Source organism: Micromonospora sp. URMC 106, from assembly GCF_051386395.1.
Lineage (GTDB): Bacteria > Actinomycetota > Actinomycetes > Mycobacteriales > Micromonosporaceae > Micromonospora.
The window spans coordinates 26,741-47,254 of the sequence record NZ_JBPQTP010000021.1; the positions used below are offsets into that span (position 1 = coordinate 26,741).

The 20,514-nt window shown below is 75.0% G+C and carries 20 protein-coding genes; 14 read left to right on the forward strand and 6 right to left on the reverse strand.

Annotation, left to right across the window (positions count from 1 at the left end; translation table 11 throughout):
- Positions 1-187: 187 nt before the first annotated feature.
- Positions 188-484, reverse strand: a complete 297-nt coding sequence (locus ACSNOB_RS09955) for a hypothetical protein (protein WP_436686310.1) — start codon at positions 482-484, stop codon at positions 188-190.
- A gap of 176 nt (positions 485-660) precedes the next feature.
- Here ACSNOB_RS09955 and ACSNOB_RS09960 point away from each other — a divergent pair, with 176 nt between their 5' ends.
- The 14 genes from ACSNOB_RS09960 (at position 661) to ACSNOB_RS10025 (ending at position 14,951) form a co-directional block, all read left to right on the forward strand.
- Positions 661-1,029, forward strand: a complete 369-nt coding sequence (locus tag ACSNOB_RS09960) for a holo-ACP synthase (protein WP_350704088.1) — start codon at positions 661-663, stop codon at positions 1,027-1,029.
- 49 nt (positions 1,030-1,078) lie between these two features.
- Positions 1,079-2,548: an NAD(P)H-hydrate dehydratase gene (locus tag ACSNOB_RS09965; RefSeq protein WP_436686311.1), complete on the forward strand. Its 1,470-nt coding sequence runs from the start codon at positions 1,079-1,081 to the stop codon at positions 2,546-2,548.
- Positions 2,549-2,626: 78 nt separating this feature from the next.
- The gene (gene alr, locus ACSNOB_RS09970; RefSeq protein WP_436686313.1) at positions 2,627-3,745 is read left to right on the forward strand and encodes an alanine racemase; all 1,119 of its coding nucleotides are present in this window, start codon (positions 2,627-2,629) and stop codon (positions 3,743-3,745) included.
- On the forward strand, positions 3,742-4,833 hold the full coding sequence (locus ACSNOB_RS09975; protein WP_436686314.1) for an alpha/beta fold hydrolase: 1,092 nt from the start codon (positions 3,742-3,744) through the stop codon (positions 4,831-4,833). The genes alr and ACSNOB_RS09975 overlap by 4 nt, the downstream gene beginning before the upstream one ends.
- Positions 4,830-5,312 (forward strand): tRNA (adenosine(37)-N6)-threonylcarbamoyltransferase complex ATPase subunit type 1 TsaE, encoded by a 483-nt coding sequence (gene tsaE / locus ACSNOB_RS09980; protein WP_436686316.1) that lies wholly within the window; start codon positions 4,830-4,832, stop codon positions 5,310-5,312. The genes ACSNOB_RS09975 and tsaE overlap by 4 nt, the downstream gene beginning before the upstream one ends.
- A 60-nt stretch (positions 5,313-5,372) precedes the next feature.
- A complete protein-coding gene (gene ung, locus ACSNOB_RS09985; protein ID WP_436686318.1) occupies positions 5,373-6,074 on the forward strand; it encodes a uracil-DNA glycosylase in 702 nt (233 codons plus the stop codon).
- 87 nt (positions 6,075-6,161) lie between these two features.
- The gene (locus tag ACSNOB_RS09990; RefSeq protein ID WP_436686319.1) at positions 6,162-7,013 is read left to right on the forward strand and encodes a maleylpyruvate isomerase family mycothiol-dependent enzyme; all 852 of its coding nucleotides are present in this window, start codon (positions 6,162-6,164) and stop codon (positions 7,011-7,013) included.
- Positions 7,014-7,059: 46 nt separating this feature from the next.
- Positions 7,060-7,737, forward strand: coding sequence for a tRNA (adenosine(37)-N6)-threonylcarbamoyltransferase complex dimerization subunit type 1 TsaB (gene tsaB / locus ACSNOB_RS09995; protein ID WP_436686321.1), 678 nt, complete (start codon positions 7,060-7,062; stop codon positions 7,735-7,737).
- Complete coding sequence (gene rimI, locus ACSNOB_RS10000; protein WP_436686322.1) at positions 7,734-8,198, forward strand: ribosomal protein S18-alanine N-acetyltransferase; 465 nt, start codon at positions 7,734-7,736, stop codon at positions 8,196-8,198. Before tsaB ends, rimI begins: the two co-directional genes overlap by 4 nt.
- Positions 8,191-9,237: a tRNA (adenosine(37)-N6)-threonylcarbamoyltransferase complex transferase subunit TsaD gene (gene tsaD, locus ACSNOB_RS10005; RefSeq protein ID WP_393105512.1), complete on the forward strand. Its 1,047-nt coding sequence runs from the start codon at positions 8,191-8,193 to the stop codon at positions 9,235-9,237. Before rimI ends, tsaD begins: the two co-directional genes overlap by 8 nt.
- An 18-nt stretch (positions 9,238-9,255) precedes the next feature.
- Entirely contained in the window at positions 9,256-9,510 is a 255-nt protein-coding gene (locus ACSNOB_RS10010; protein WP_436686323.1) for a hypothetical protein, read from the forward strand.
- A 100-nt stretch (positions 9,511-9,610) separates the two neighbouring features.
- On the forward strand, positions 9,611-11,311 hold the full coding sequence (locus ACSNOB_RS10015; RefSeq protein WP_436686324.1) for an ABC transporter transmembrane domain-containing protein: 1,701 nt from the start codon (positions 9,611-9,613) through the stop codon (positions 11,309-11,311).
- Positions 11,311-13,074 (forward strand): ABC transporter ATP-binding protein, encoded by a 1,764-nt coding sequence (locus ACSNOB_RS10020; RefSeq protein WP_436686325.1) that lies wholly within the window; start codon positions 11,311-11,313, stop codon positions 13,072-13,074. The genes ACSNOB_RS10015 and ACSNOB_RS10020 overlap by 1 nt, the downstream gene beginning before the upstream one ends.
- Positions 13,075-13,373: 299 nt before the next feature.
- Positions 13,374-14,951 (forward strand): Na+/H+ antiporter, encoded by a 1,578-nt coding sequence (locus ACSNOB_RS10025; RefSeq protein WP_436686327.1) that lies wholly within the window; start codon positions 13,374-13,376, stop codon positions 14,949-14,951.
- A gap of 121 nt (positions 14,952-15,072) precedes the next feature.
- On the opposite strand, the gene ACSNOB_RS10030 is transcribed toward ACSNOB_RS10025, so the two are convergent.
- The 5 genes from ACSNOB_RS10030 to ACSNOB_RS10050 form a co-directional block, all read right to left on the reverse strand.
- Positions 15,073-15,804 (reverse strand): DUF4142 domain-containing protein, encoded by a 732-nt coding sequence (locus ACSNOB_RS10030; protein WP_436686328.1) that lies wholly within the window; start codon positions 15,802-15,804, stop codon positions 15,073-15,075.
- Positions 15,805-15,956: 152 nt separating this feature from the next.
- Positions 15,957-17,138, reverse strand: coding sequence for an ROK family protein (locus ACSNOB_RS10035; protein ID WP_436686329.1), 1,182 nt, complete (start codon positions 17,136-17,138; stop codon positions 15,957-15,959).
- Between the two features lie 27 nt (positions 17,139-17,165).
- On the reverse strand, positions 17,166-18,425 hold the full coding sequence (locus ACSNOB_RS10040; protein ID WP_436686330.1) for a sugar ABC transporter permease: 1,260 nt from the start codon (positions 18,423-18,425) through the stop codon (positions 17,166-17,168).
- On the reverse strand, positions 18,422-19,231 hold the full coding sequence (locus ACSNOB_RS10045) for an ATP-binding cassette domain-containing protein (protein WP_393105496.1): 810 nt from the start codon (positions 19,229-19,231) through the stop codon (positions 18,422-18,424). Before ACSNOB_RS10045 ends, ACSNOB_RS10040 begins: the two co-directional genes overlap by 4 nt.
- 111 nt (positions 19,232-19,342) lie before the next feature.
- Positions 19,343-20,437: a sugar ABC transporter substrate-binding protein gene (locus ACSNOB_RS10050; RefSeq protein WP_436686332.1), complete on the reverse strand. Its 1,095-nt coding sequence runs from the start codon at positions 20,435-20,437 to the stop codon at positions 19,343-19,345.
- Positions 20,438-20,514: the final 77 nt, after the last annotated feature.

Sequence of the window (20,514 nt, forward strand, 5' to 3'; positions counted from 1 at the left end):
GGCGTCGGAGCAGGCGGGCCGGCAGCGGCTCGACCCGCCTGCCCGGGCGCCGGCCGGGGGCCGCCGGTCGTCGTTGTCGGCTCGTTCCGGCTCGCCGCCGGTGTCGGCCCGGTTCGGCCCGTCGTTGGTGTCGGCCCGGTTCGGCTCGTCGTCGGTGCCGGCCCGTGTCCGCCGGCCGCCAGCGCGGTCACCGGGGCAGGGCGGCGAGCCGGCCGGCCGCCCGGTCGTCCACCGCCTCGTACGCCTCCGCCACCGCGCGCACCGCCCCGGCAGTCTCGGCCACCCGGGCGGCCAGCCCGCCGAACCAGGCGTGCACCGCCGACTCCAGACCGGTCAGCGCCGCCCCGGCCGCCCACTCCGGGGCCGGCACCACCAGCCCGGTCACCCCGGCCAGCCCGTGCGCCAGCCGGTACGCGTCGTCGTCGAACGCCCTCGCGGCCCGGCGCAGCGCGTCGGGTCGTACGGTGATCGGCTCCTCGGTCATCCTCGCCCCCCGTCGCCTCGCGGAACATCGACGACCGGGACGCTAGGCGGCGTCCACACCCGGGCGGGCGCCCTGTGGACGGCGGCCCTGGCGGGCGTACACCCGTCGTCCACAGGCGTTGCCCCGCCCGGCGCCGGCGGCTAATGTGCGGCCGCCCGCGCCGGTAGGGTGAGCCCGTGATCGTCGCTGTCGGCATCGACGTCGTCCTGGTCGAGCGGTTCGCCAGGGCCCTGGCACGGACGCCGCTGCTCGCCGACCGGCTCTTCACGGAGGCCGAGCGCTACACCAGCTCCGGCAACCCGCGCTCGCCCGAGTCGCTGGCCGCGCGCTTCGCGGCCAAGGAGGCCGTCGCCAAGGCGCTCGGCGCACCGGCCGGGCTGAGCTGGCACGACTGCGAGATCGTGCCGGACCCGGACGGCCGTCCCTGGCTGACCGTCTCCGGCACGGTCGCGGCGGCGGCCACCGAGCGCGGGGTCAACCGCTGGCATCTCTCGTTGTCCCACGACGGCGGGATCGCCTCGGCCATGGTGGTGGCGGAACGGTGATCGGGGCGCGCCGACGCGGCGCGCCGGGACGTCGGACGGGGGCGGTGGCGTGAGACCGGTGTGGCGGGTCGCGGACGTACGCGCGGCGGAGGCGGGACTGATGGCCACCCTCCCGCCCGGGACGCTGATGAAGCGGGCCGCCGCCGGGCTGGCCCGCCGCTGCGCGCTGCTCCTCGCCGACCGGGGCGGGGTCTACGCCGCCCGGGTGCTGCTGCTGGTCGGCTCCGGCGACAACGGCGGCGACACGCTCCTGGCCGGCGCGCACCTGGCCCGCCGCGGCGCGGCCGTCTCGGCGCTGCTGCTCACCCCCGGCCGGGCGCACGCCGAAGGGCTGGCCGCGCTGCGGGCCGCCGGCGGGCGGATCGTGGACCGGCCGCCGGCGACGGTCGACATGGTGCTGGACGGCATCGTCGGCATCGGCGGTCGTGGCGGGCTGCGGGACACCGCCGACCAGCTCGCCGCCAGCCTGGTGCGGCACTGCGGGCGCGACGGCGCCCCGGCGACCGTGGTCGCGGTGGACGTGCCCAGCGGCGTCGCGGTCGACACCGGGCACGTGCCGCTGACCGCCTCCGGGCGACCCAGCGCCGTCCGCGCCGACGTGACGGTCACCTTCGGCGCGCTGAAGCCCGCCCTGGTGGTGGGCCCGGCCGCCGCGCTCGCCGGCCAGGTGGAGCTGGTCGACATCGGGCTGGAGCCGTGGCTGCGCGGCAGCCCGGCGCTGCGCGTGACCGAGTGGTCGGACGTCGCCGGGTGGTGGCCCCGGCTCGGCCCGGCCTCGGAGAAGTACACCCGGGGGGTGGTGGGTGTCGCGACCGGCTCGGCGACCTATCCCGGCGCGGCGGTGCTCTCCGTGGCCGGGGCGCTGGCCGGCCCGACCGGAATGGTCCGCTACGCCGGCTCCGCCCGGGCCGACGTGCTGCACCGGCACCCGTCGGTGATCGCGACGGGCCGGGTCGCCGACGCCGGGCGGGTGCAGGCGTGGGTGTGCGGCTCCGGGCTGGGCACCGGCGAGGACGCGGCCGGGGAGCTGCGCGCCGTGCTCGCCGCCCCGGTGCCCGTGGTGCTCGACGCCGACGCGCTGAGCCTGCTGGTCGACGGCTCGCTCGCGGACCGGCTGCGCAGGCGGGACGCCCCGATCGTGGTCACCCCGCACGACCGCGAGTTCACCCGGCTCTGCGGGGAGAGCCCGGGGGCCGACCGGGTGGGGGCCACGCTCCGGCTGGCCGCGTGGATGAACGCCGTGGTGCTGCTCAAGGGGGACCGCACGGTGATCGGCACGCCGGACGGCCGGGCGTACGTCAACCCGACCGGCAGCCCGGCGCTGGCCACCGGAGGCACCGGCGACGTGCTGGCCGGGCTGCTCGGCTCGCTGCTGGCAGCCGGGCTGGCCCCCGAGCGCGCGGCGGCCGCGGCCGCGTACCTGCACGGGCTGGCCGGCCGGGAGACGGCCCGGGGTGGGCCGGTGACCGCGCCCGACGTGGCCGACGCCCTCCGGCCGGTCCTCGCCCGCCTCGGCTGACCGCGCCCCGGCTGCCCGGGCGGCGCCGGCTCCGCCGGCCCCGGCCGCGGAGATCAGCGCGGAAAGTAGGCTGGGGGCATGTGGCAGGCCGAGGTGCGGGTGGATCTGGACGCGATCCGCGAGAACGTGAGCCGGCTCCGGGCCGGCACCGCCGCCGAGCTGATGGCGGTGGTCAAGGGCGACGGCTACGGCCACGGCATGGTCCCGGCCGCCCGCGCCGCGCTCGACGCCGGGGCGGACTGGCTGGGCGTCTGCACGCTGGACGAGGCGCTGACGCTGCGCCGGGCCGGGATCACCGCGCCGGTGCTGGCCTGGCTCCTCGCGCCGGGGCTGCCGCTGCACGAGGGCGTCTCCGCCGGGGTCGACCTGGGCGTCGCGAGCCTGCCCCAGCTCGACGAGATGGTGGCGGCGGGTCGCGCCGCCGGGCGGCCGGCCCGGCTGCACCTCAAGATCGACACCGGGCTGTCCCGTGGTGGCGCGACCGTCGCCGACTGGCCGGCCCTGCTCGACGCCGCCGCCAAGGCGCAGGCCGACGGCCTGGTCGAGGTGGTCGGGGTGTGGAGCCACTTCGTCTACGCGGACTCGCCCGGCCACCCGACCATCGACCGCCAGCTCGCCGTCTTCCACGAGGGCCTGGGCATGGCCGAGCAGGCCGGCCTGCGCCCGCGCTACCGGCACCTGGCCAACTCGGCCGCCACGCTGACCCGGCCGGACACCCACTTCGACCTGGTCCGGCCCGGGCTGGCCGTCTACGGCCTCTCCCCGGTGGCCGGCGAGAGCTACGGGCTGCGCCCGGCGATGACCGCGCGGGCGCGGGTGATGCTCGCCAAGCGCGTCCCCGCCGGCTCCGGCGTCTCGTACGGGCACACCTACACCACCGAGCGGGAGGCGAACCTGGCCGTGGTGCCGCTCGGCTACGCCGACGGGGTGCCCCGGCACGCCTCCAACAGCGGGCCGGTGCAGCTCGGCGGCCGGCGGCGGCGGATCTCGGGCCGGGTCTGCATGGACCAGTTCGTGCTCGACTGCGGGGACGACCCGGTGGCCGCCGGCGACGTCGTCACCCTCTTCGGCAGCGGCGCCGACGGCGAGCCCACCGCCGACGACTGGGCCGAGGCGGTCGGCACCATCAACTACGAGATCGTCACCCGCTTCGGCAGCACCCGGGTGCCCCGCGTCTACGACGGCGAGCGCCCGTGACGTACCGTCGCCGGATCCCGCTGCCCCGCTCCGGGCAGGCCAGGGCCGCCGTCGGCGCGCTGGCCGCCGTGGGGGTCGCCGCCGCCGGGCTCGCGGCCGGCGTCGCCACCGAACGCGCCCTGGTCCGCAAGCTCAAGTCCGACCCCACCGACCGGTACGCCGCCGAGGTCTTCGACGACCAGCGGTACGACGAGTCGTTCCGGCTGGAGATGCCCGACGGCACCGACATCCACGTCGAGGTGGTCGAGCCGACCCGGCCGAAGCCCGGCAACCCGACCGTGGTGCTGGTGCACGGCTTCTGCCTGGACATGGGCACCTTCCACTTCCAGCGCAAGGCGCTCGCCGAGCGGGGCGAGCACCGCATCGTCGCGTACGACCAGCCCGGGCACGGCCGGTCCGGGCGACTGGAGACCGGCGAGTACGACCTCACCGCGCTCGGCCGGACGCTGCGCGAGGTGATCGACCGCACCGCCCCGGAGGGGCCGCTCGTGCTGATCGGCCACTCGATGGGCGGGATGACCATCATGGCCTTCGCCGAGCTGTTCCCGGAGCTGTTCGGCGACCGGGTGGTGGGCACCGTGCTGATGGCCACCTCCGGCGGCCTGCTCGCCGAGACCAAGCTGGTCGCACCCGCCCTGCTCGGCCGGGTCGGCGCGCCGGTGCTGCACCTGGTCGGCAACGTCACCCGCTACGGCGGCACGGTGATCGACCGGGCCCGCAAGTCCACCACCAACGTGGCCTGGCTGCTCACCCGCAGGTACGGCTTCGGCACCCGCCACCCCAGCCCCGCCCTGGTGTCGTACGTGGAGACGATGAACTCCCGCACGTCCGCCGACACGGTGACCCGCTACCTGCGCACGCTGGCGACCCACTCCCGGTACCCGGCGCTCGCCGCGCTGGCGGGCACCCCCGTGCTGGTGATCGTCGGCGACAAGGACATGATCACCCCCGTGACGCACTCCGAGGAGATCGTCCGGCGGCTGCCGCACGCCGAGTTCGTCAAGATCTCCGACAGCGGGCACGTGGTGATGCTGGAGCACGCCGACGAGGTCAACGAGGCGCTCACGCGCTTCCTGGAGGCGCTGTGACCCACGTCGTCGAGTTGCCGACGGTCGACGACACCCGCGCGTTCGGGCGGCGGCTGGCCGGGCTGCTGCGCGCCGGCGACCTGCTGCTGCTGACCGGGCCGCTCGGCGCCGGCAAGACCGCGCTGACCCAGGGCATCGGGGCCGGGCTCGGGGTGCTCGGCGACATCACCTCGCCCACCTTCGTGATCGCCCGGGTACACCGGCCCGACCCGGCCCGCAGCGGCACGGTGGCGCTGGTGCACGCCGACGCGTATCGGCTGGGCGACGCGGCCGACCCGCGCGCCGAGATCGACGACCTCGACCTGGACGCCTCGGTGGACGAGTCGGTGACCGTGGTCGAGTGGGGCGAGGGCCTGGTCGAGCAGCTGGTCGAGGCCCACCTGCGGGTGCGCGTCGACCGGCGCGACGACGACACCCGGGTGGTCGAGCTGGAGCCGGTCGGCGGCGACTGGGCGCAGCGCCTGGCGGCCCTCGCGTGAGCGCTGTCGTACCGGCTGCCTAGAGTGCGCGGGACGGACCCGACAGGCGAAAGGTTGCCGATGCCCGACGACGCCCCCACCCTGGACCTGCTGGCGCTGCTGCCCGAGGACTGGCGTGCCGTGCTCACCCCGCACCTCGACCCGGCCCGCACGGCCGCGCTGGCCGAGTTCGTCGCCGGGGAATACGCGACCCGCACCGTCTTCCCGCCGGTCGACGACCTCTTCTCGGCCTACCGGCTCTGCGCGCCGGCCGACTGTCGGGTGCTGATCCTCGGGCAGGATCCCTACCACAAGGCGGGGCAGGCGCACGGGCTCAGCTTCAGCGTGCGGGAGGGCGTCAGCGTGCCGCCGTCGCTGCGCAACGTCTTCAAGGAGCTCGGCGAGGATCTCGGCGTGCCGAAGCCCCGCAGCGGCAACCTGAGCGGCTGGGCGGCGCAGGGCGTCCTGCTGCTCAACTCGGTGCTCACCGTCCGCGAGGCCACGCCCGGCTCGCACGCCAACCGCGGTTGGGAGGAGTTCACCGACGCCACCATCCGCGCGCTCGACGTGCTCGACTCCCGGGTGGTCTTCCTGCTCTGGGGCGGCTACGCGCGCAAGAAGGCCGCCCTGGTCACCAACCCGCAGCACGTGGTGCTGGAGGCGGGGCACCCCAGCCCGATGAACCCGCGCGGCTTCCTGGGCAGCCGCCCGTTCAGCGCGGCCAACAAGGCCCTCGCCGACGCCGGCCTGCCCACGATCGACTGGGAGCGTTCGGCCGGCTGACGAAGTCCGCAAGCTGCGGGTCATCGGGCGGTCACCGTCCGCTGTAGCCTGTTGCCTCCAGCGGGTCGGCGAGCCGGGAGGCGGCGGATGACGGCGGCGGTCAGCGACGAACGGTGGCAGGTGGCGCGGACGGCCCTGGCGGACCAGACCGACCGCTTCGTCGATCTGGTCCGCGCCGCCCCGCCGGAGGCAATGGCCACGGCCGACTGGTCGGTGGCGGACACGCTCACCCACGTCGGCAGCATCGCCTGGTTGTACGTCTGCCTGGTGGACCCGGAGCGACCGCTCCCCCCGGTGCCGGGTTTCGACGGGCTGCTTCCCGAGACCACCGTCGACACGGTGGCGGACTTCAACGACGTGCTGCTCGGCCACCTCACCGAGCGCGACCCGCAGCTCCTGCTCGACCGGTTGCAGACCGACGTGAAGCAGTTCCTGGTCGCCTGCGAGGGGCGGCGCCCCGACGAGACCGTGCCGTGGCTCGGCGGGGCGCAGGTCCCTCTCGCCGGGCTCTGCGCCCACCTGGTCAACGAGGTGCTCATCCACGGCCACGACATCTCCCGCGCCACCGGGCTGCCGTGGGAGATCCCGAACCGGCACGCCGTGCTCTTCCTGGAGCTGTTCCTGGCCGGCGTGGTCCGGCACGGCTACGGACGGCTGATCGACGGCGGCCCGCCGCCGAACGAGCGGCGGGTCGTCGTCGAGTTCCGCTCGGCGTACGCGGCCCCGGTCCGGCTGCTCCTGCACCGGGGCCGGGTGTCCTTCGCGGAGCCGGACGCCCGGCCCGACGTCCGGATCGACCACGACCCCGCCACGCTCAACCTGATGATGTTCGGCCGGATCAGCCAGGCCCGGGCGGTGCTCACCGGCAAGGTGCGCATCAGCGGGCGGCGCCCCTGGCTCCTGCCGGCCTTCCGGCGCAAGTTCCGCACCCCGAGCTGACCCGCGTCGCCGGGGCCGACGACCGGGGCGACTACGCTGGCTTACCGTGCTCGTACTGGTGGTGGACAGCTCGACGCCCGCGGTGACGGCGGCGCTGGTGGAGGTCACGGCGGCCGGCGTCACGACCCGGGCGCACCGCTGCACGGTCGACGCCCGCGCCCACGGCGAACTGCTCGCCCCGCAGGTCGACGCGGTGCTCGCCGACGTCGACGCCCGCCCGGCCGACCTGGGGGCGATCGTCGCCGGGCTCGGCCCCGGCCCGTTCACCGGGCTGCGGGTGGGGCTGGTCACCGCCGCCACCATGGGCCAGGTGCTGGGCGTCCCGACGTACGGCGTCTGCTCGCTGGACGCCATCGGCCACCCGGCGGCCGCCGGCGAGCCGGTGCTGGCGGCGAGCGACGCGCGCCGCCGGGAGGTCTACTGGGCGGTCTACGACGGCGCGGGCCAGCGGATCGTCGGGCCGGAGGTCTCCGCCCCGGCGGTCGCCGCCGAGCGCGCCCGCGGCCTGGCCGTCACGGTCGCGGTCGGCGACGGCGCGCACCGGTACGCGGACGCCCTCGGCCTGCCCGTGCGGGCCGAGCCGCGCTACCCGGACGCCGGCGTGCTGGCGGCCCTGGCCGCCGAGCGGATCCGCGCCGGCGCCCCCGGCGAGGCGCTCACCCCGCTCTACCTGCGCCGCCCGGACGCCGTTGCGGCCACGGCGCGCAAGCCGGTCCTGCCGTGACGCGCGTCCGGCTGGCGCGGTTCCGGTGGTGGCACATCGACGAGGTGCTGCCGATCGAGGCGGACCTCTTCGGCGCCGAGCAGTGGTCGGCGGCGATGTTCTGGAACGAGCTGGCCAACGGGCACTTCTACCTGGTCGCCACCGACGACGACGGCACGGTGCTGGGCTACGCCGGGCTCACCGCGGCCCCGCCCGACGAGGCGTGGGTGCAGAACATCGCGGTGCGCCGGGACGCCCAGCGGCGCGGCGTCGGCCGGGCGTTGCTGGAGGCGCTGCTCGCCGAGGCGGCCCGGCTCGGCGCCCGCAGCACCCTGCTGGAGGTCGCGGCCGACAACGCCCCCGCCCAGAAGCTCTACGCGTCGTACGGCTTCGAGCCGATCGGCGTGCGGCGCGGGTACTACCAACCGAGCAACACCGACGCGCTGGTCATGCGGCGCCCGCAGGATGTGAGCGATGAATGACGAACCCCTGATCCTCGGCATCGAGACCTCCTGCGACGAGACCGGGGTCGGCATCGTGCGGGGGCACACCCTGTTGGCCGACGCGCTCGCCTCCAGCGTCGAGCAGCACGCCCGGTTCGGTGGCGTGGTGCCCGAGGTGGCCAGCCGGGCCCACCTGGAGGCCATCGTGCCGACCATGGACCGGGCGTTGAAGGAGGCGGGGGTGACCCTCGCCGACATCGACGCGATCGCGGTCACCTCCGGCCCGGGGCTGGCCGGCGCGCTGCTGGTCGGGGTGGCCGCCGCGAAGGGCTACGCGCTCGCCGCCGAGAAGCCGGTCTACGGCGTCAACCACCTGGCCGCGCACGTCGCCGTGGACACCCTGGAGCACGGCCCGCTGCCCGAGCCGGCGATCGCCCTGCTGGTCTCCGGCGGGCACTCCTCCCTGCTCCTCGTCGACGACCTGGCCCGGGGCGTCACCCCGCTCGGCGCCACCATCGACGACGCGGCCGGTGAGGCGTTCGACAAGGTGGCCCGGCTGCTCGGCCTGCCGTTCCCCGGTGGGCCGTACATCGACCGGGAGGCTCGGGCCGGCGACCCCGCCGCCATCGGCTTCCCGCGCGGGCTGACCGCCGCCAAGGACCTCGCCGCCCACCGCTACGACTTCTCGTTCTCCGGCCTGAAGACGGCGGTGGCCCGCTGGGTCGAGGCGCGGCAGCGGGCCGGCGAGCCGGTGCCCGTCGCCGACGTCGCCGCGTCCTTCCAGGAGGCGGTCTGCGACGTGCTGGTGCGCAAGGCGCTGGACGCCTGCCGGGCCAACGGCGTGCAGACGCTGGTCATCGGCGGGGGCGTGGCGGCCAACTCCCGGCTGCGGGCGATGGCCGAGCACCGCGCCGCCAAGGACGGCATCCGCGTCCGGGTGCCCCGGCCCAAGCTCTGCACGGACAACGGCGCGATGGTCGCCGCGCTCGGCTCGCACCTGGTCGCCTCGGGGGTCGCGCCGAGCCGGCTGGACCTGCCCGCCGACTCCGCCATGCCGCTGACGACGGTCAGCGTCTGAACCCCGAGGACGGCTGACGTGATCGTGCGGATGTGGGAGGCGCGGGCGGAGCCGTACGGCGTCGCCGACCTGATCACCTGGGTCTGCGACACCGCGCTGCCGGAGTTCGAGCACGACCCGATGCACCTCTCCAGCGAGGTGTTCTCCTCCACCGACCACCGCGTGGTGGTCATCTCCAAGTGGCGCAGCAACCCGCGCCCGCTGCCGGCGCCGCCCGCGATGCTGCTCGCCCGCGCGCCCCACTCGTGGGACTTCACCCAGGTCGACCGCTGAGCACCGGCCGCGCGGGGACGTGCGGGGACGTGCGGTGCGGCACGTCGCAGCGGTAATTGGTTGGCGGGCCGACCGGGCCGCCACCTAGCGTCGACAGGCCATGTCCTACTCACCGGCCGGCGACCCCGGCGTACCCGACACCCGCTCGGCGACCCGCTACCTCGTGTGGCTGGCCGGGCGGCACAAGGTGCTGCTCACCGTCGGCATCGCGCTCGGCGTCGTCTGGATGGTCGCCCAGGCGCTGGTGCCGGCGGCCGTCGGCCGGGCCGTCGACGGGCTCACCCGCCGCGACGAGGACGCGCTGGTCACCTGGGGGCTGGTGCTGCTCGGGCTGGGCGTGCTCCAGGCGGCCGCCGGGATCCTGCGGCACCGCTGCGCGGTGCACAACTTCCTCGCCGCCGCGTACCGCACGGTGCAGCTCACCGTGGGCGCGGCGAACCGGCTCGGCGCCGCGCTGCCCCGCCGGGTGGCCGCCGGCGAGGTGGTGAGCATCGGCACCGCCGACATCAGCCAGATCGGCTCGGCGATCGACATCACCGCCCGGGGCACCGGCGCGATCGTCGCGATCGTGACCGTGGGCGTGATCCTGCTCGGCGCGTCCGTGCCGCTCGGGCTGGTCGTCGTGCTCGGCGTGCCGCTGCTGATGGCGGTGGTCGGGCTGCTCATCCGGCCGCTGCACCGGCAGCAGCAGGCGTACCGGGACTCCGAGGGGGCGCTGACCACCCGCGCCGGCGACATCGTCTCCGGGCTGCGGGTGCTGCGCGGCGTCGGCGGCGAGCCGATGCTCTCCGCCCGCTACCGGGCGCGGTCCCAGGCGCTGCGGGCCGACGGCCTACGGGTCGCCCGGGTCGAGTCGCTGCTGGAGGCGGCGCAGGTGCTGCTCCCCGGCGCGTTCCTGGTGCTGGTCACCTGGCTCGGCGCCCGGTTCGCGCTGCGCGGCGAGATCACCGCCGGTCAGCTCGTGGCGTTCTACGGCTACACCGCGTTCCTGGTCAGCCCGCTGCGGCAGCTCACCGAGGCGGTGGACAAGCTGACCCGGGGGCACGTCGCCGCCCGGCGCGTGGTGCGGCTGCTGCGGCTCACCCCGGAGCTGGTCGACCCGCCCCACCCGGCGGCCCTGCCGGACGGCCCGGGCGAGCTGGTGGACGTGGAGTCCGGCGTGACGGTGCGGCCCGGCCGGTTCACCGCGCTCGCCGCGACCGCGCCCGAGGACGCGTCGGCGATCGTGGACCGCCTCGGCCGGTACGTCGACTCGGACGCGACGCTGCACGGCGTACCGCTGCGCGGGCTGCCGCTGGCCACGGTGCGGGAGCGGATCCTGGTGGGCGACAACGACGCCCACCTGTTCACCGGCCGGCTCCGCGCGGAGCTGGACCCGCACGACCGGGCCGACGACGCGGCGATCGCGGCGGCGCTGGCGGCGGCGAGCGCGACGGACATCGTCGAGGCCCTGCCCGACGGGCTGGGCAGCGTCGTCGCCGAGCGCGGGCGCGAGTTCTCCGGCGGCCAGCAGCAGCGGCTGCGGCTGGCCCGGGCGCTGGTCGCCGACCCGGAGACCCTGCTGCTGGTCGAGCCGACCAGCGCCGTGGACGCGCACACCGAGGCCCGCATCGCCGAGCGGCTCGCCTCGGCCCGGGCGGGCCGGACCACGCTGGTCTGCACCACCAGCCCGCTCGTGCTGAGCCGCGCCGACCACGTGATCTTCGTGGAGGACGGCAAGGCGACGGCCGAGGGGACACACGCCGCGCTGCTCGACGGCGAACCGCGCTACCGGGCGACGGTCAGCCGGGGGGAGGACTGATGGCCACCGCACTGCCGGTCGCCGACGCGGACCAGGTGCGGCGCTACGCCCGTACGCTGGCCCGCCGGCACCCGAGGCCGCTCGCCGTCGCGCTCGGCCTGCACGCCCTGGCCGCCGCGGCCGGCCTGGTCGCGCCGCGGCTGCTCGGCGACCTGGTCGAGGGGATCTCCCGGGGCACGACCGGCGTCACCGTCGACCGGATCGCGCTGCTGATCGCCGGCTTCGTGCTGGCGCAGTCGGTGCTGGTCCGGTTCGCCCACCTGGCGTCGGCGCGGCTCGGCGAGCGGGTGCTGGCCGAGCTGCGCGAGGAGTTCGTCGACCGGATCCTGGCGCTGCCGCTGGCCACCGTGGAGCGGGCCGGCACGGGCGACCTGCTCACCCGGACGTCCCGGGACGTCTCCGCGCTGTCCCGGACGGTCCGGTTCGCGGTGCCGGAGACGCTGATCGCGGTCGTCACCGGTTGCTTCATCGTCGGCGCGCTGCTCCTGGTCAACCCGCTGCTCGCGCTGCCCTGCCTGGTCGCGGTGCCGCTGCTGTGGGCCGGCACCCGGTGGTACCTGCGCCGCGCCCCGGACGGCTACCTGCGGGAGAACGCCGCCTACTCCGACATCACCGACGGGATCAGCGAGACCGTCGAGGGCTCGCGCACCACCGAGGCGCTGCGGCAGCAGGCGCGCCGCCGGGCCCGCACCGACGCCGACATCCGCCGGTCGTACGCGGCCGAGCGCTACACCCTGCGGCTGCGCACGGTGTTCTTCCCGGTCACCGAGATCGGCTACGTGTTGCCGGTGGTCGCCACGCTGATCATCGGCGGCTGGTTCTACCTGAAGGGGTGGGTGAGCCTCGGCGAGGTCACCGCCGCCACGCTGTACGTGCAGCAACTGATCGACCCGGTCGACCGGCTGCTCTCCTGGCTGGACGAGTTGCAGGTCGGCGGCGCCTCGCTGGCCCGGCTGCTCGGGGTGGCCGACGCCACCTCCCCGGCCACCGCCCGGCCCCACTCGACGGACGCAGCCGGGCCGGCGGCCGACCGGCAGCTCGCCGCCCGGGACGTCCGGTACGCGTACCGGGAGGGGCGGGACGTGCTGCACGGGGTGACCCTGGTGCCGGAGCCGGGGGAGAAGCTGGCCATGGTCGGCCCCTCGGGCGCCGGCAAGTCCACCCTCGGCCGGCTGCTCGCCGGGGTGCACGCGCCCCGCTCCGGCTCGGTCACCGTGGCCGGGCGGCGGCTCGACGAGCTGCCCCTGGCCGAACTGCGGACGCACGTCGCGCTGGTCACCCAGGAGCACCACGTCTTCATCGGCACCCTGCGGGACAACGTGGCGATGGTCCGGCCGGGCGCGGACGAGGCGGCCGTCCGCTCGGCGCTGGCCGCCGTCGACGCGCTGGACTGGGCCGACGCGCTGCCGGAGGGCCTCGACACGGTGGTCGGCGCGGGCGGGCAAGCGCTGTCGCCCGCGCAGGCGCAGCAGTTGGCGCTGGCCCGGCTGGTGCTGGCCGACCCGCACACCCTGGTGCTGGACGAGGCCACCTCGCTGATCGACCCCCGGGCCGCCCGGCACCTGGAGCGTTCCCTGGCCGCCGTGCTCCGGGGCCGGACGGTGATCGCCATCGCGCACCGGCTCTTCTCGGCGCACGACGCCGACCGGGTCGCGGTCGTCGAGGACGGCCGGATCACCGAGATCGGCCCGCACGACGAACTGGTCGCCGCCGGGGGTTCCTACGCGGCTCTCTGGCGCTCCTGGCACGGCACCCGCTCCTGACGCCACGCGGCCCGTCACCCCGGCGGGGCGCCCGCTCCTGACACCGCGCGGCCCGTCACCCCGGCGGGGCGCCCGCTCCTGACACCGCGCGGCCCATCACCCCGGCGGGGCGCCCGCTCCTGACGCCGCGCGGGTTCCGTCACCCCCCGGCGGGGCTCCGGGCCCGACACCGCGCGGTCCGTCACCCGTTCGGTGGTTCGGCGGTGCCGCGTCCATGTGCCGTACCACGATGTTGCCAGCGGCAGGCGGGCGGCGCACCCGCCACCGCGGCGCCGGCCGGCGGGTGACGGGGGTGCGACGTGGGCGGTCTCGAACTGATCGTGGTGCTGGGCGTCACGGTGCTGGTCGGCACCACCCTCGGCGGGCGGTACAGCGTGGCGCCCCCGGTCCTGCTCATCACGATGGGCGCGCTGCTGGCGCTGCTGCCGCCGCTGTCCCACGTGGTGCTGGAGCCGGAGGTGGTGCTGCTGCTGTTCCTGCCGGCGATCCTCTACCGGGAGAGCATCACCACCAGCCTGCGCGAGATCCGCACCAACCTCCTGGTGATCGCGCTGCTCGCGGTGGGGCTGGTGGTGGCGACGACGGTCGCGGTGTCGATGGTGGCGCAGCGCCTCGGCGTCGACCCGGCCGCCGCCTGGGTGCTCGGGGCGGTGCTCGCGCCGACCGACGCCGCGGCGGTTGCCGGCCTGGCCAAGCGGATGCCGCGCCGCATCCTGACCACCCTGCACGCGGAGAGCCTGATCAACGACGGCACCGCCCTGGTGCTCTTCGCCGTCGCGGTCGGGCTGGTCGTCGGCGGCGCCGAGCCGGAACCGCTCGGGCTGGCCGAGCGGTTCGTCGGGGCGTCGGTCGGTGGCGTCCTCGCCGGCCTGCTGGTCGGCGGCGCGGTCATCCTGATCCGGCGGCGCCTCGACGACCCGCTGCGCGAGGGCGGGCTGAGTGTCCTCACGCCGTTCGTCGCCTTCCTCCTCGCCGAGCTCGTCCACGCCAGCGGGGTGCTGGCGGTGGTGGTCGCCGGCCTCATGCTCTCCTACGCCGCCCCCCGGGTCGTCCGGGCCCGGTCCCGCGTGCTGGCGTACGCCTTCTGGGACCTCGCCACGTTCCTGATCAACGGGGGCCTGTTCGTGCTCCTCGGGATGCAGATCCCGCGGGCCCTGCGCGGTCTGACCAGCCTGTCGATGGCGCGGGCGCTGACGATCGGGCTGGTGGTGGCGGGCGTGGTCGTGGTGACCCGGATGCTCTGGGTCCATCTGGCGGCGTTCGCCTTCCGGGTCGCCAACCGCCGCCCGTCGCTGCAGGGCGAGCAGGTCGACTGGCGGGCCCGTACGGCGGCCGGGTGGGCGGGGTTCCGGGGGGCGGTCTCCCTCGCGGCCGCCCTGGCGGTGCCGGTGACGACCTCCACCGGCGCGCCCGTGCACGAGCGTGACCTGATCATCTTCGCGACCGCCGTGGTCATCCTGACCACGATGCTGGTCCAGGGCACGACGCTGCCGGCCGTCGTCGGGTGGGCGGGCCTGGTCGGCGACACCCGGCGGATCGACGAACTGCGCCTGGCCCGGATCCGCGCCACCGAGGCCGCGCTCGCGGCGCTGCCCGAGGTCGCCGACCGGGTCGGCGCCACGCCCGACGCGGTCGACCGGATCAGGGCGGACTACGAGCAGCACCTCGACGACGCCCGCTCCGCCGACGAGGGCCGGTCGACGGAGCGGGCCCGGGACGTCGACCGGCGGCTGCGACTGGCCGTCCTCGAACACAAGCGCCGCGAGGTCACCAGGCTGCGGGACACGAACGAGATCGACGACATCGTGCTGCGGGACCTGCAGGCGGTCCTCGACATCGAGGAGATCCGGCTGCTGGGACCGGAGCCGAACGAGTAGCCGCGCCCGTCGTCGTTCCCAACCCGGCGTCGCCGCCCGCCCGACGTGACACGGCCGGCGCCGACCCCGCGCCACCCCGCTGGCGCCGGCCGCGTCGGTCGTGCCGGCACCGGCGGTGCGGTCAGGTGCGGCGGAGGATGCGGTAGGTGGCGATGCCGCCGGTGCCCAGGGCGGCGAGGAAGACCAGCCAGACCACCGTGCTGCTGACCCCGATCGGCGGGCCGGAGTTGGCGGACGCGGCGGCGAGCAGGCCGTCGTTGCCGGGCGCGGGCAGGGCGGCCGGCGGCAGTTCCGGCCAACGGACCAGCCCGGTGCTCTCCAGCATCTGCATGTGGTGCAGGACGAACCTGTTGGCGTCCTCGGCCAGCTTGCGGATGACCGGGTCCCGGGTGCTGGCCCGCACCGCCCCGATCACCGGAAAGATCTTGCCGTGCGCGACCCGGAGCCGGGTGACGAAGATCTGGTCGAAGCGGGCGCCGGAGGCGTTCTGCATCTCGGTCAGCCAGCCCCGCTGCTCGGCGGTCGGGTCGGTTGGGATGGTCGCCCCGAGCCTGTTCGACGCCTCGACGGTGAGCCGGTCCAGCTCCTCGTGCTCGGTGGCGATGCCGGCGCCGATCTCGCGTACCTTGGCGCTCTGGCCCTTCTCGGCGGCCATCTGCCCGGCCGGCATCTCCCAGAGCCCGGCCAGCCGCACCCCGTTGAGCAGGGCGGCGTCCGCGGCGTTGAGCTGCTGGCCCACCGGCGCGGCGACGGCCAGGCCGGGCAGCACCCCGAGCCCGGCGGCGATCGCGACGAGCAGCACCGCCAGGCGACGGGTCCGGTGCCGGCGACGGGCGGATCTGAGCGGTGCCATGTCTGTGGTGCCTCCTCGGTCCGGCCGACACGTCCGGGCCGGGCGGCCGCACCCGTCGTCCGCCCGTCCCCGCACTGGTACGGATTGATCGGCCGATCAGTTCACCGGCCCGCCCACCGGGCTGGCCAGGAGCGGGCGGGGGCGCGTGCCGGTCAGCCGGCGTCGAGCGGGTCGGCGAGCAGCCGTTCGAAGGCCAGCTCGGCGGCGCCGATCAGCGCCGCGTCGTCGCCCAGCTTCGGGGTGCGCAACCGGACGTGCTCCAGGCAGGCCGGCAGGGCGATCGAGTTGAGCCGGCTGCGCACCTGGGCCGCCGCGGCGAGGTAGAGGTCCCGCATGGTGCCGCCGAAGATGACCATCTCCGGGTTGAAGATGTTGACCAGGTTGGCGACCCCGAAGCCGAGCCAGTCCCCGGCCTGGCGGACCGCGGTCTGCGCCCGGGCGTCGCCCCGGTCGGCGGCGTCGAAGAGCGCCAGCAGGGCGTCCCGGCCCCGCGCTTCGGAGCGGCCGGCGGCGCGCAGCAGCGCGTGCTCGCCGATCTGGGTCTCCCAGCAGCCCCGGGAGCCGCACTCGCAGGGCGCGCCGTCGCGGACGACCACCATGTGCCCGACCTCGCCGCTGTAGCCGCCGTGCCCGGTCAGCCGCCGCCCGCCGGCGATGATGCCGGCACCGACCCCGACGTCCCCGTACAGGTAGATCACGTTGTCGCAGCCGGCCGCCGCGCCGCGCGCGTGCTCGGCGAACGCCGCCACGTCGGCCACGTTGCCGACCGTGACCGGCACCTCGCAGCCGAGCTCGGCGCCGAGCGCCGCGCCGATCGGCTCGTCCACCCAGCCGGTGGTCGGGCCGAGCCGGACCAGCCCGTCGTCGCGGCGGACCATGCCGCAGACCGCGACGCCCGCGCCGACGCAGACCGCGTCCGCCGGCACGGCCTGCCGCATCTCCTTGACCGCCCCGGCCAGCAGCGGGGCGGCCTCCGCGGCGGTCAGACCCCGGGGCCGGGCCAGCTCCCGGCGGTCGAGCACCGCGCCCCCGAGACCGATCCGCGCGGCCCGCAGCCGGTCCACCTCGATGCTGTACGCGTACGCGTGCACCCGCTCCGACTCGGGCCGGACGACCAGCGACGGTCGTCCGGCCCGGCCGGTCTCCTTCGGCGTCCCCTCGGTGACCAGCCCCGCGCCGGCCAGGTCGGCGGTCAGCGCGCCGATCGTGCTGCGGTTGAGCCCCAGCGTGGTGGTCAGTTCCGCGCGGGTGGTGGCGCCGTGCACGTGCACGTACCGCAGCAACGCGCCCAGGTTCTGCCGGCGGATCTCGTCCTGGCTGGGTCCTGCGCGCATCGTGTCGTCACTCCGGTCGTGCGGTCGTCAGCGGGTGCCGGTCGCGGCGGACCGTCGGCGCGAGAGGGCGTCCACACCGGCGGCGAGGAGCAGCACCAGTCCGGTGAAGACGTACTTCAGCCCCGAGCTGAGGTTGAGCAGGTTCATCCCGTTGATGATGACCGCCACCACCGCGCCGCCGAGCACCGCGTCGATCATCCGGCCCTTGCCGCCGAAGAGGCTGGTCCCGCCGATCACCGCCGCGCCGACCGCGTACAGCAGGACGTTACTGCCCCCGGTGTTCGGGTCGACCGACCTGTCCCGGCTGGCCGCGATGATGCCGCCGATCGCCGCCATGGTGGAGCAGATGACGAAGGCCGAGATCCGGATCCGGTCGACGTTGATGCCGGCGCGGCGCGCGGCCTCCCGGTTGCCGCCGACGGCGTAGAGGTGCCGCCCGTACGCGGTGCGGTTCAGCACGAACGTCCAGGTGACCAGGAGCAGGGCGATCAGGGGCACGACGATCGGCATGCCGCGGTTCGACGTGATCAGCGGGTTGATGCTGCGCTCCTGGTTCAGCACGTACACGGCCAGGCCGAGGACGACGGCCAGTCCCGCGATCCGCGCCAGCACCACCGCCGCGGGATCGGTCTGCAGCCCGCGGCCGGCGCGCTTGCGTTGCCGCAGCAGCTGGGCGGCGGCGTAACCCGCGACCGCGACGCCGGCGAGCAGCCAGCCGACCGCCGGCGGCACCCAGTCGTTCTCGATGGAGATGATCACCTCGTCGGCGATGGAGATGTTGGTGCCCTCCTCCATCAGCAGCAGCACGACGCCCTGGAAGGCCAGGAAGCCGGCCAGGGTGACCACGAAGGACGGGATGCCCAGCTTGGCGACCAGGACGCCGAGCGTCAGCCCGATCAGCATTCCGGTGCCGAGCGCGGCGAGCACCGCCACGTACCAGGGGTAGCCGAGCACGGTCACGACGTTGGCCAGGATGGCGGCGCAGACGCCGCTGGCGAAACCGGCCGAGAGGTCGATCTCGCCCAGCAGCAGGACGAAGATCAACCCCATCGCGATCACGGTGACGGCCGCGCCCTGGGTGAAGAGGTTGGCGAAGTTGCCCGCGGAGAAGAAGACCGGCCGCACGATCGCGAACACCGTGCAGAGGACGACCAGGCCGATGACGGCCGGCAACGAGCCGAGATCGCCGCCGCGCACCCGGGCGAGGTAGTTGCGGACATGGGTCCCGACGGTGGGGGGCGGGGTGACGGCCGCCGGGAAGCGCTGCTTCACCACTGTGTCGGTCATCGGACGGCTCCTGACGTGGGGTCGGCGGCGTCGCGGCCCGCGGCCGGCTCGGTGGTCAGCCCGAGGGTGCCGGAGCGGCCGACGGTGATCAGTTCGACCACCTGGGAGTGGGTGATGTCGGTGGTCTTCACCTGGGCGGCCAGTTGGCCGAGGTAGAGCGCGGCGATCCGGTCGGAGACCGCGAAGACGTCGTTCATGTTGTGCGAGATGAGGACGACGGCCAGGCCGTTGTCGGCGAGCCGGCGTACGAGTTCGAGCACCTGGGCGGTCTGCGCGACGCCGAGCGCCGCGGTGGGTTCGTCCAGGATGACCAGCCGGCTGTTCCACAGCACCGCCTTGGCGATCGCCACGGTCTGGCGCTGGCCCCCGGAGAGGCTGGAGACGTGCTGGCGCAGTGACTTGACGGTGCGGACGGAGAGCCCGGCGAGGGTCTCGGCGGCCATCTGCTCCATGGTCGGCTCGTCGAGCACGAGGCCGTTGCGCTTCTCCCGGCCGAGGAACATGTTCTGCACGATGTCGAGGTTGTCGCAGAGCGCGAGGTCCTGGTACACGACCTCGATGCCCAGCGCGGCGGCGTCCCGCGGGGTGTTGACGCTGACCGGTCGCCCCTCGAAGAGGAAGGTGCCGGAGTCGGCCGGATGAATGCCGCTGATGCACTTGACCAGCGTCGACTTGCCGGCGCCGTTGTCGCCGACGAGTGCGGTCACCTCGCCGGAGTGGACGGTGAGGTCGACGTCACGCAGGACCTGGACGGGACCGAAGCTCTTGTCGATCCCACGGAGTTCCAACAGGGGGGTCGCTGACACGGGGTCTCCTTCGCCAGATGTGGAGGATCGCTGAGCTCCGCCCGTGGTCAGCGCCGCCCGGCACGGGTTCCCGTGCCGGGCGGCGCGTGAGCGGCGGAGCGCGCGGTCAGGTCAGCTGATGCCGGCGTCGGCGCAGAGCTTGGCGTACGCACCGGTGCAGAGCTGCTCCTTGGTGACGTAGCCGTCGGCCACGACGTCCTTGACGTTGTCCTTGTAGATTGCCTTCGGGGCGAGCAGCACGGAGGCCACGTCACGGCCGCTCTGCGGGTCCTTGACCGTCTGCCCGGTGCTCTTCCGCTCCCCGTTGGCCAGGGCGATGGCCAGCTCGGCGGCTGCCTTCGCCTGCTCGCGGACCGCCTTGTAGACCGTCATGCACTGGTCCCCGGCGAGGATGTTCTGCAACGCCTGCGGGGTGGCGTCCTGGCCCGTGACGGGGACCTTGCCGTTGAGCTTGTTCTTCTTGAGCACGGAGATGGCGGCGTTGCCGAGACCGTCGTTGGCGGCCACGACACCGTTGATCTTGCCGCTGGTCTGGGTCAGCATCTGCTCGAAGATGCCGCCCGCCTGGGCGTTGTCCCACTCGGGAACGGCCTGGTCCGGGCCCTTGACGTACTCGCCGGCGTCGAACTTCGGCTTGAGTACCGAGTCGTAGCCGGTCTTCAGCAGCGTGGCGTTGTTGTCGGTCGGCGCGCCGTTGAGGTACGCGACCACCGGCTTCTGCGCGTTCTTGTCGGTGAGGCACTTGCTGACGCCCTCGCCCATGAGCCGGCCGACGGCCTCGTTGTCGAAGCTGACGTAGTACTCGGCCGAGCCGCCCAGCGTGAGCCGGTCGTAGTCGATCGTCGCGACGCCCTGGGACTTGGCCTTCTCCAGCACGGCCTTGCCGGTGCCGGAGTCCAGGTTGACGATCATGAGCGCGGTGACGCCGTCGGTGAGCATGCCGTCGGCGATGGTGGAGAAGCTGGACTTGTCGCCCTGCGCGTTCTGGATGTTGTACTCGACGCCGGCGGCCTTGAACGCCTCCTCCAGGAACCTGCGGTCCGCGCTCTCCCAGCGCGCGGAGGACTTGCTGTCCGGGAGGATCACGCCGATCTTCGCCTTCTTCGTGCCGCCGGCCTGGTCGCTGCCGGAGTCGTCACCACAGGCGGCCGTACCGCCGGTGGCCAGCAGGCCCACGGCGGCGAGGGTGAGGAAGCCCTTGCGCATGTGCAGGGTCCTTTCGGGGGTGGGGGAGTGATGGTGGTCGGTTTGTTGTGCCCGGCAACGTATTCCGCGTCACACAT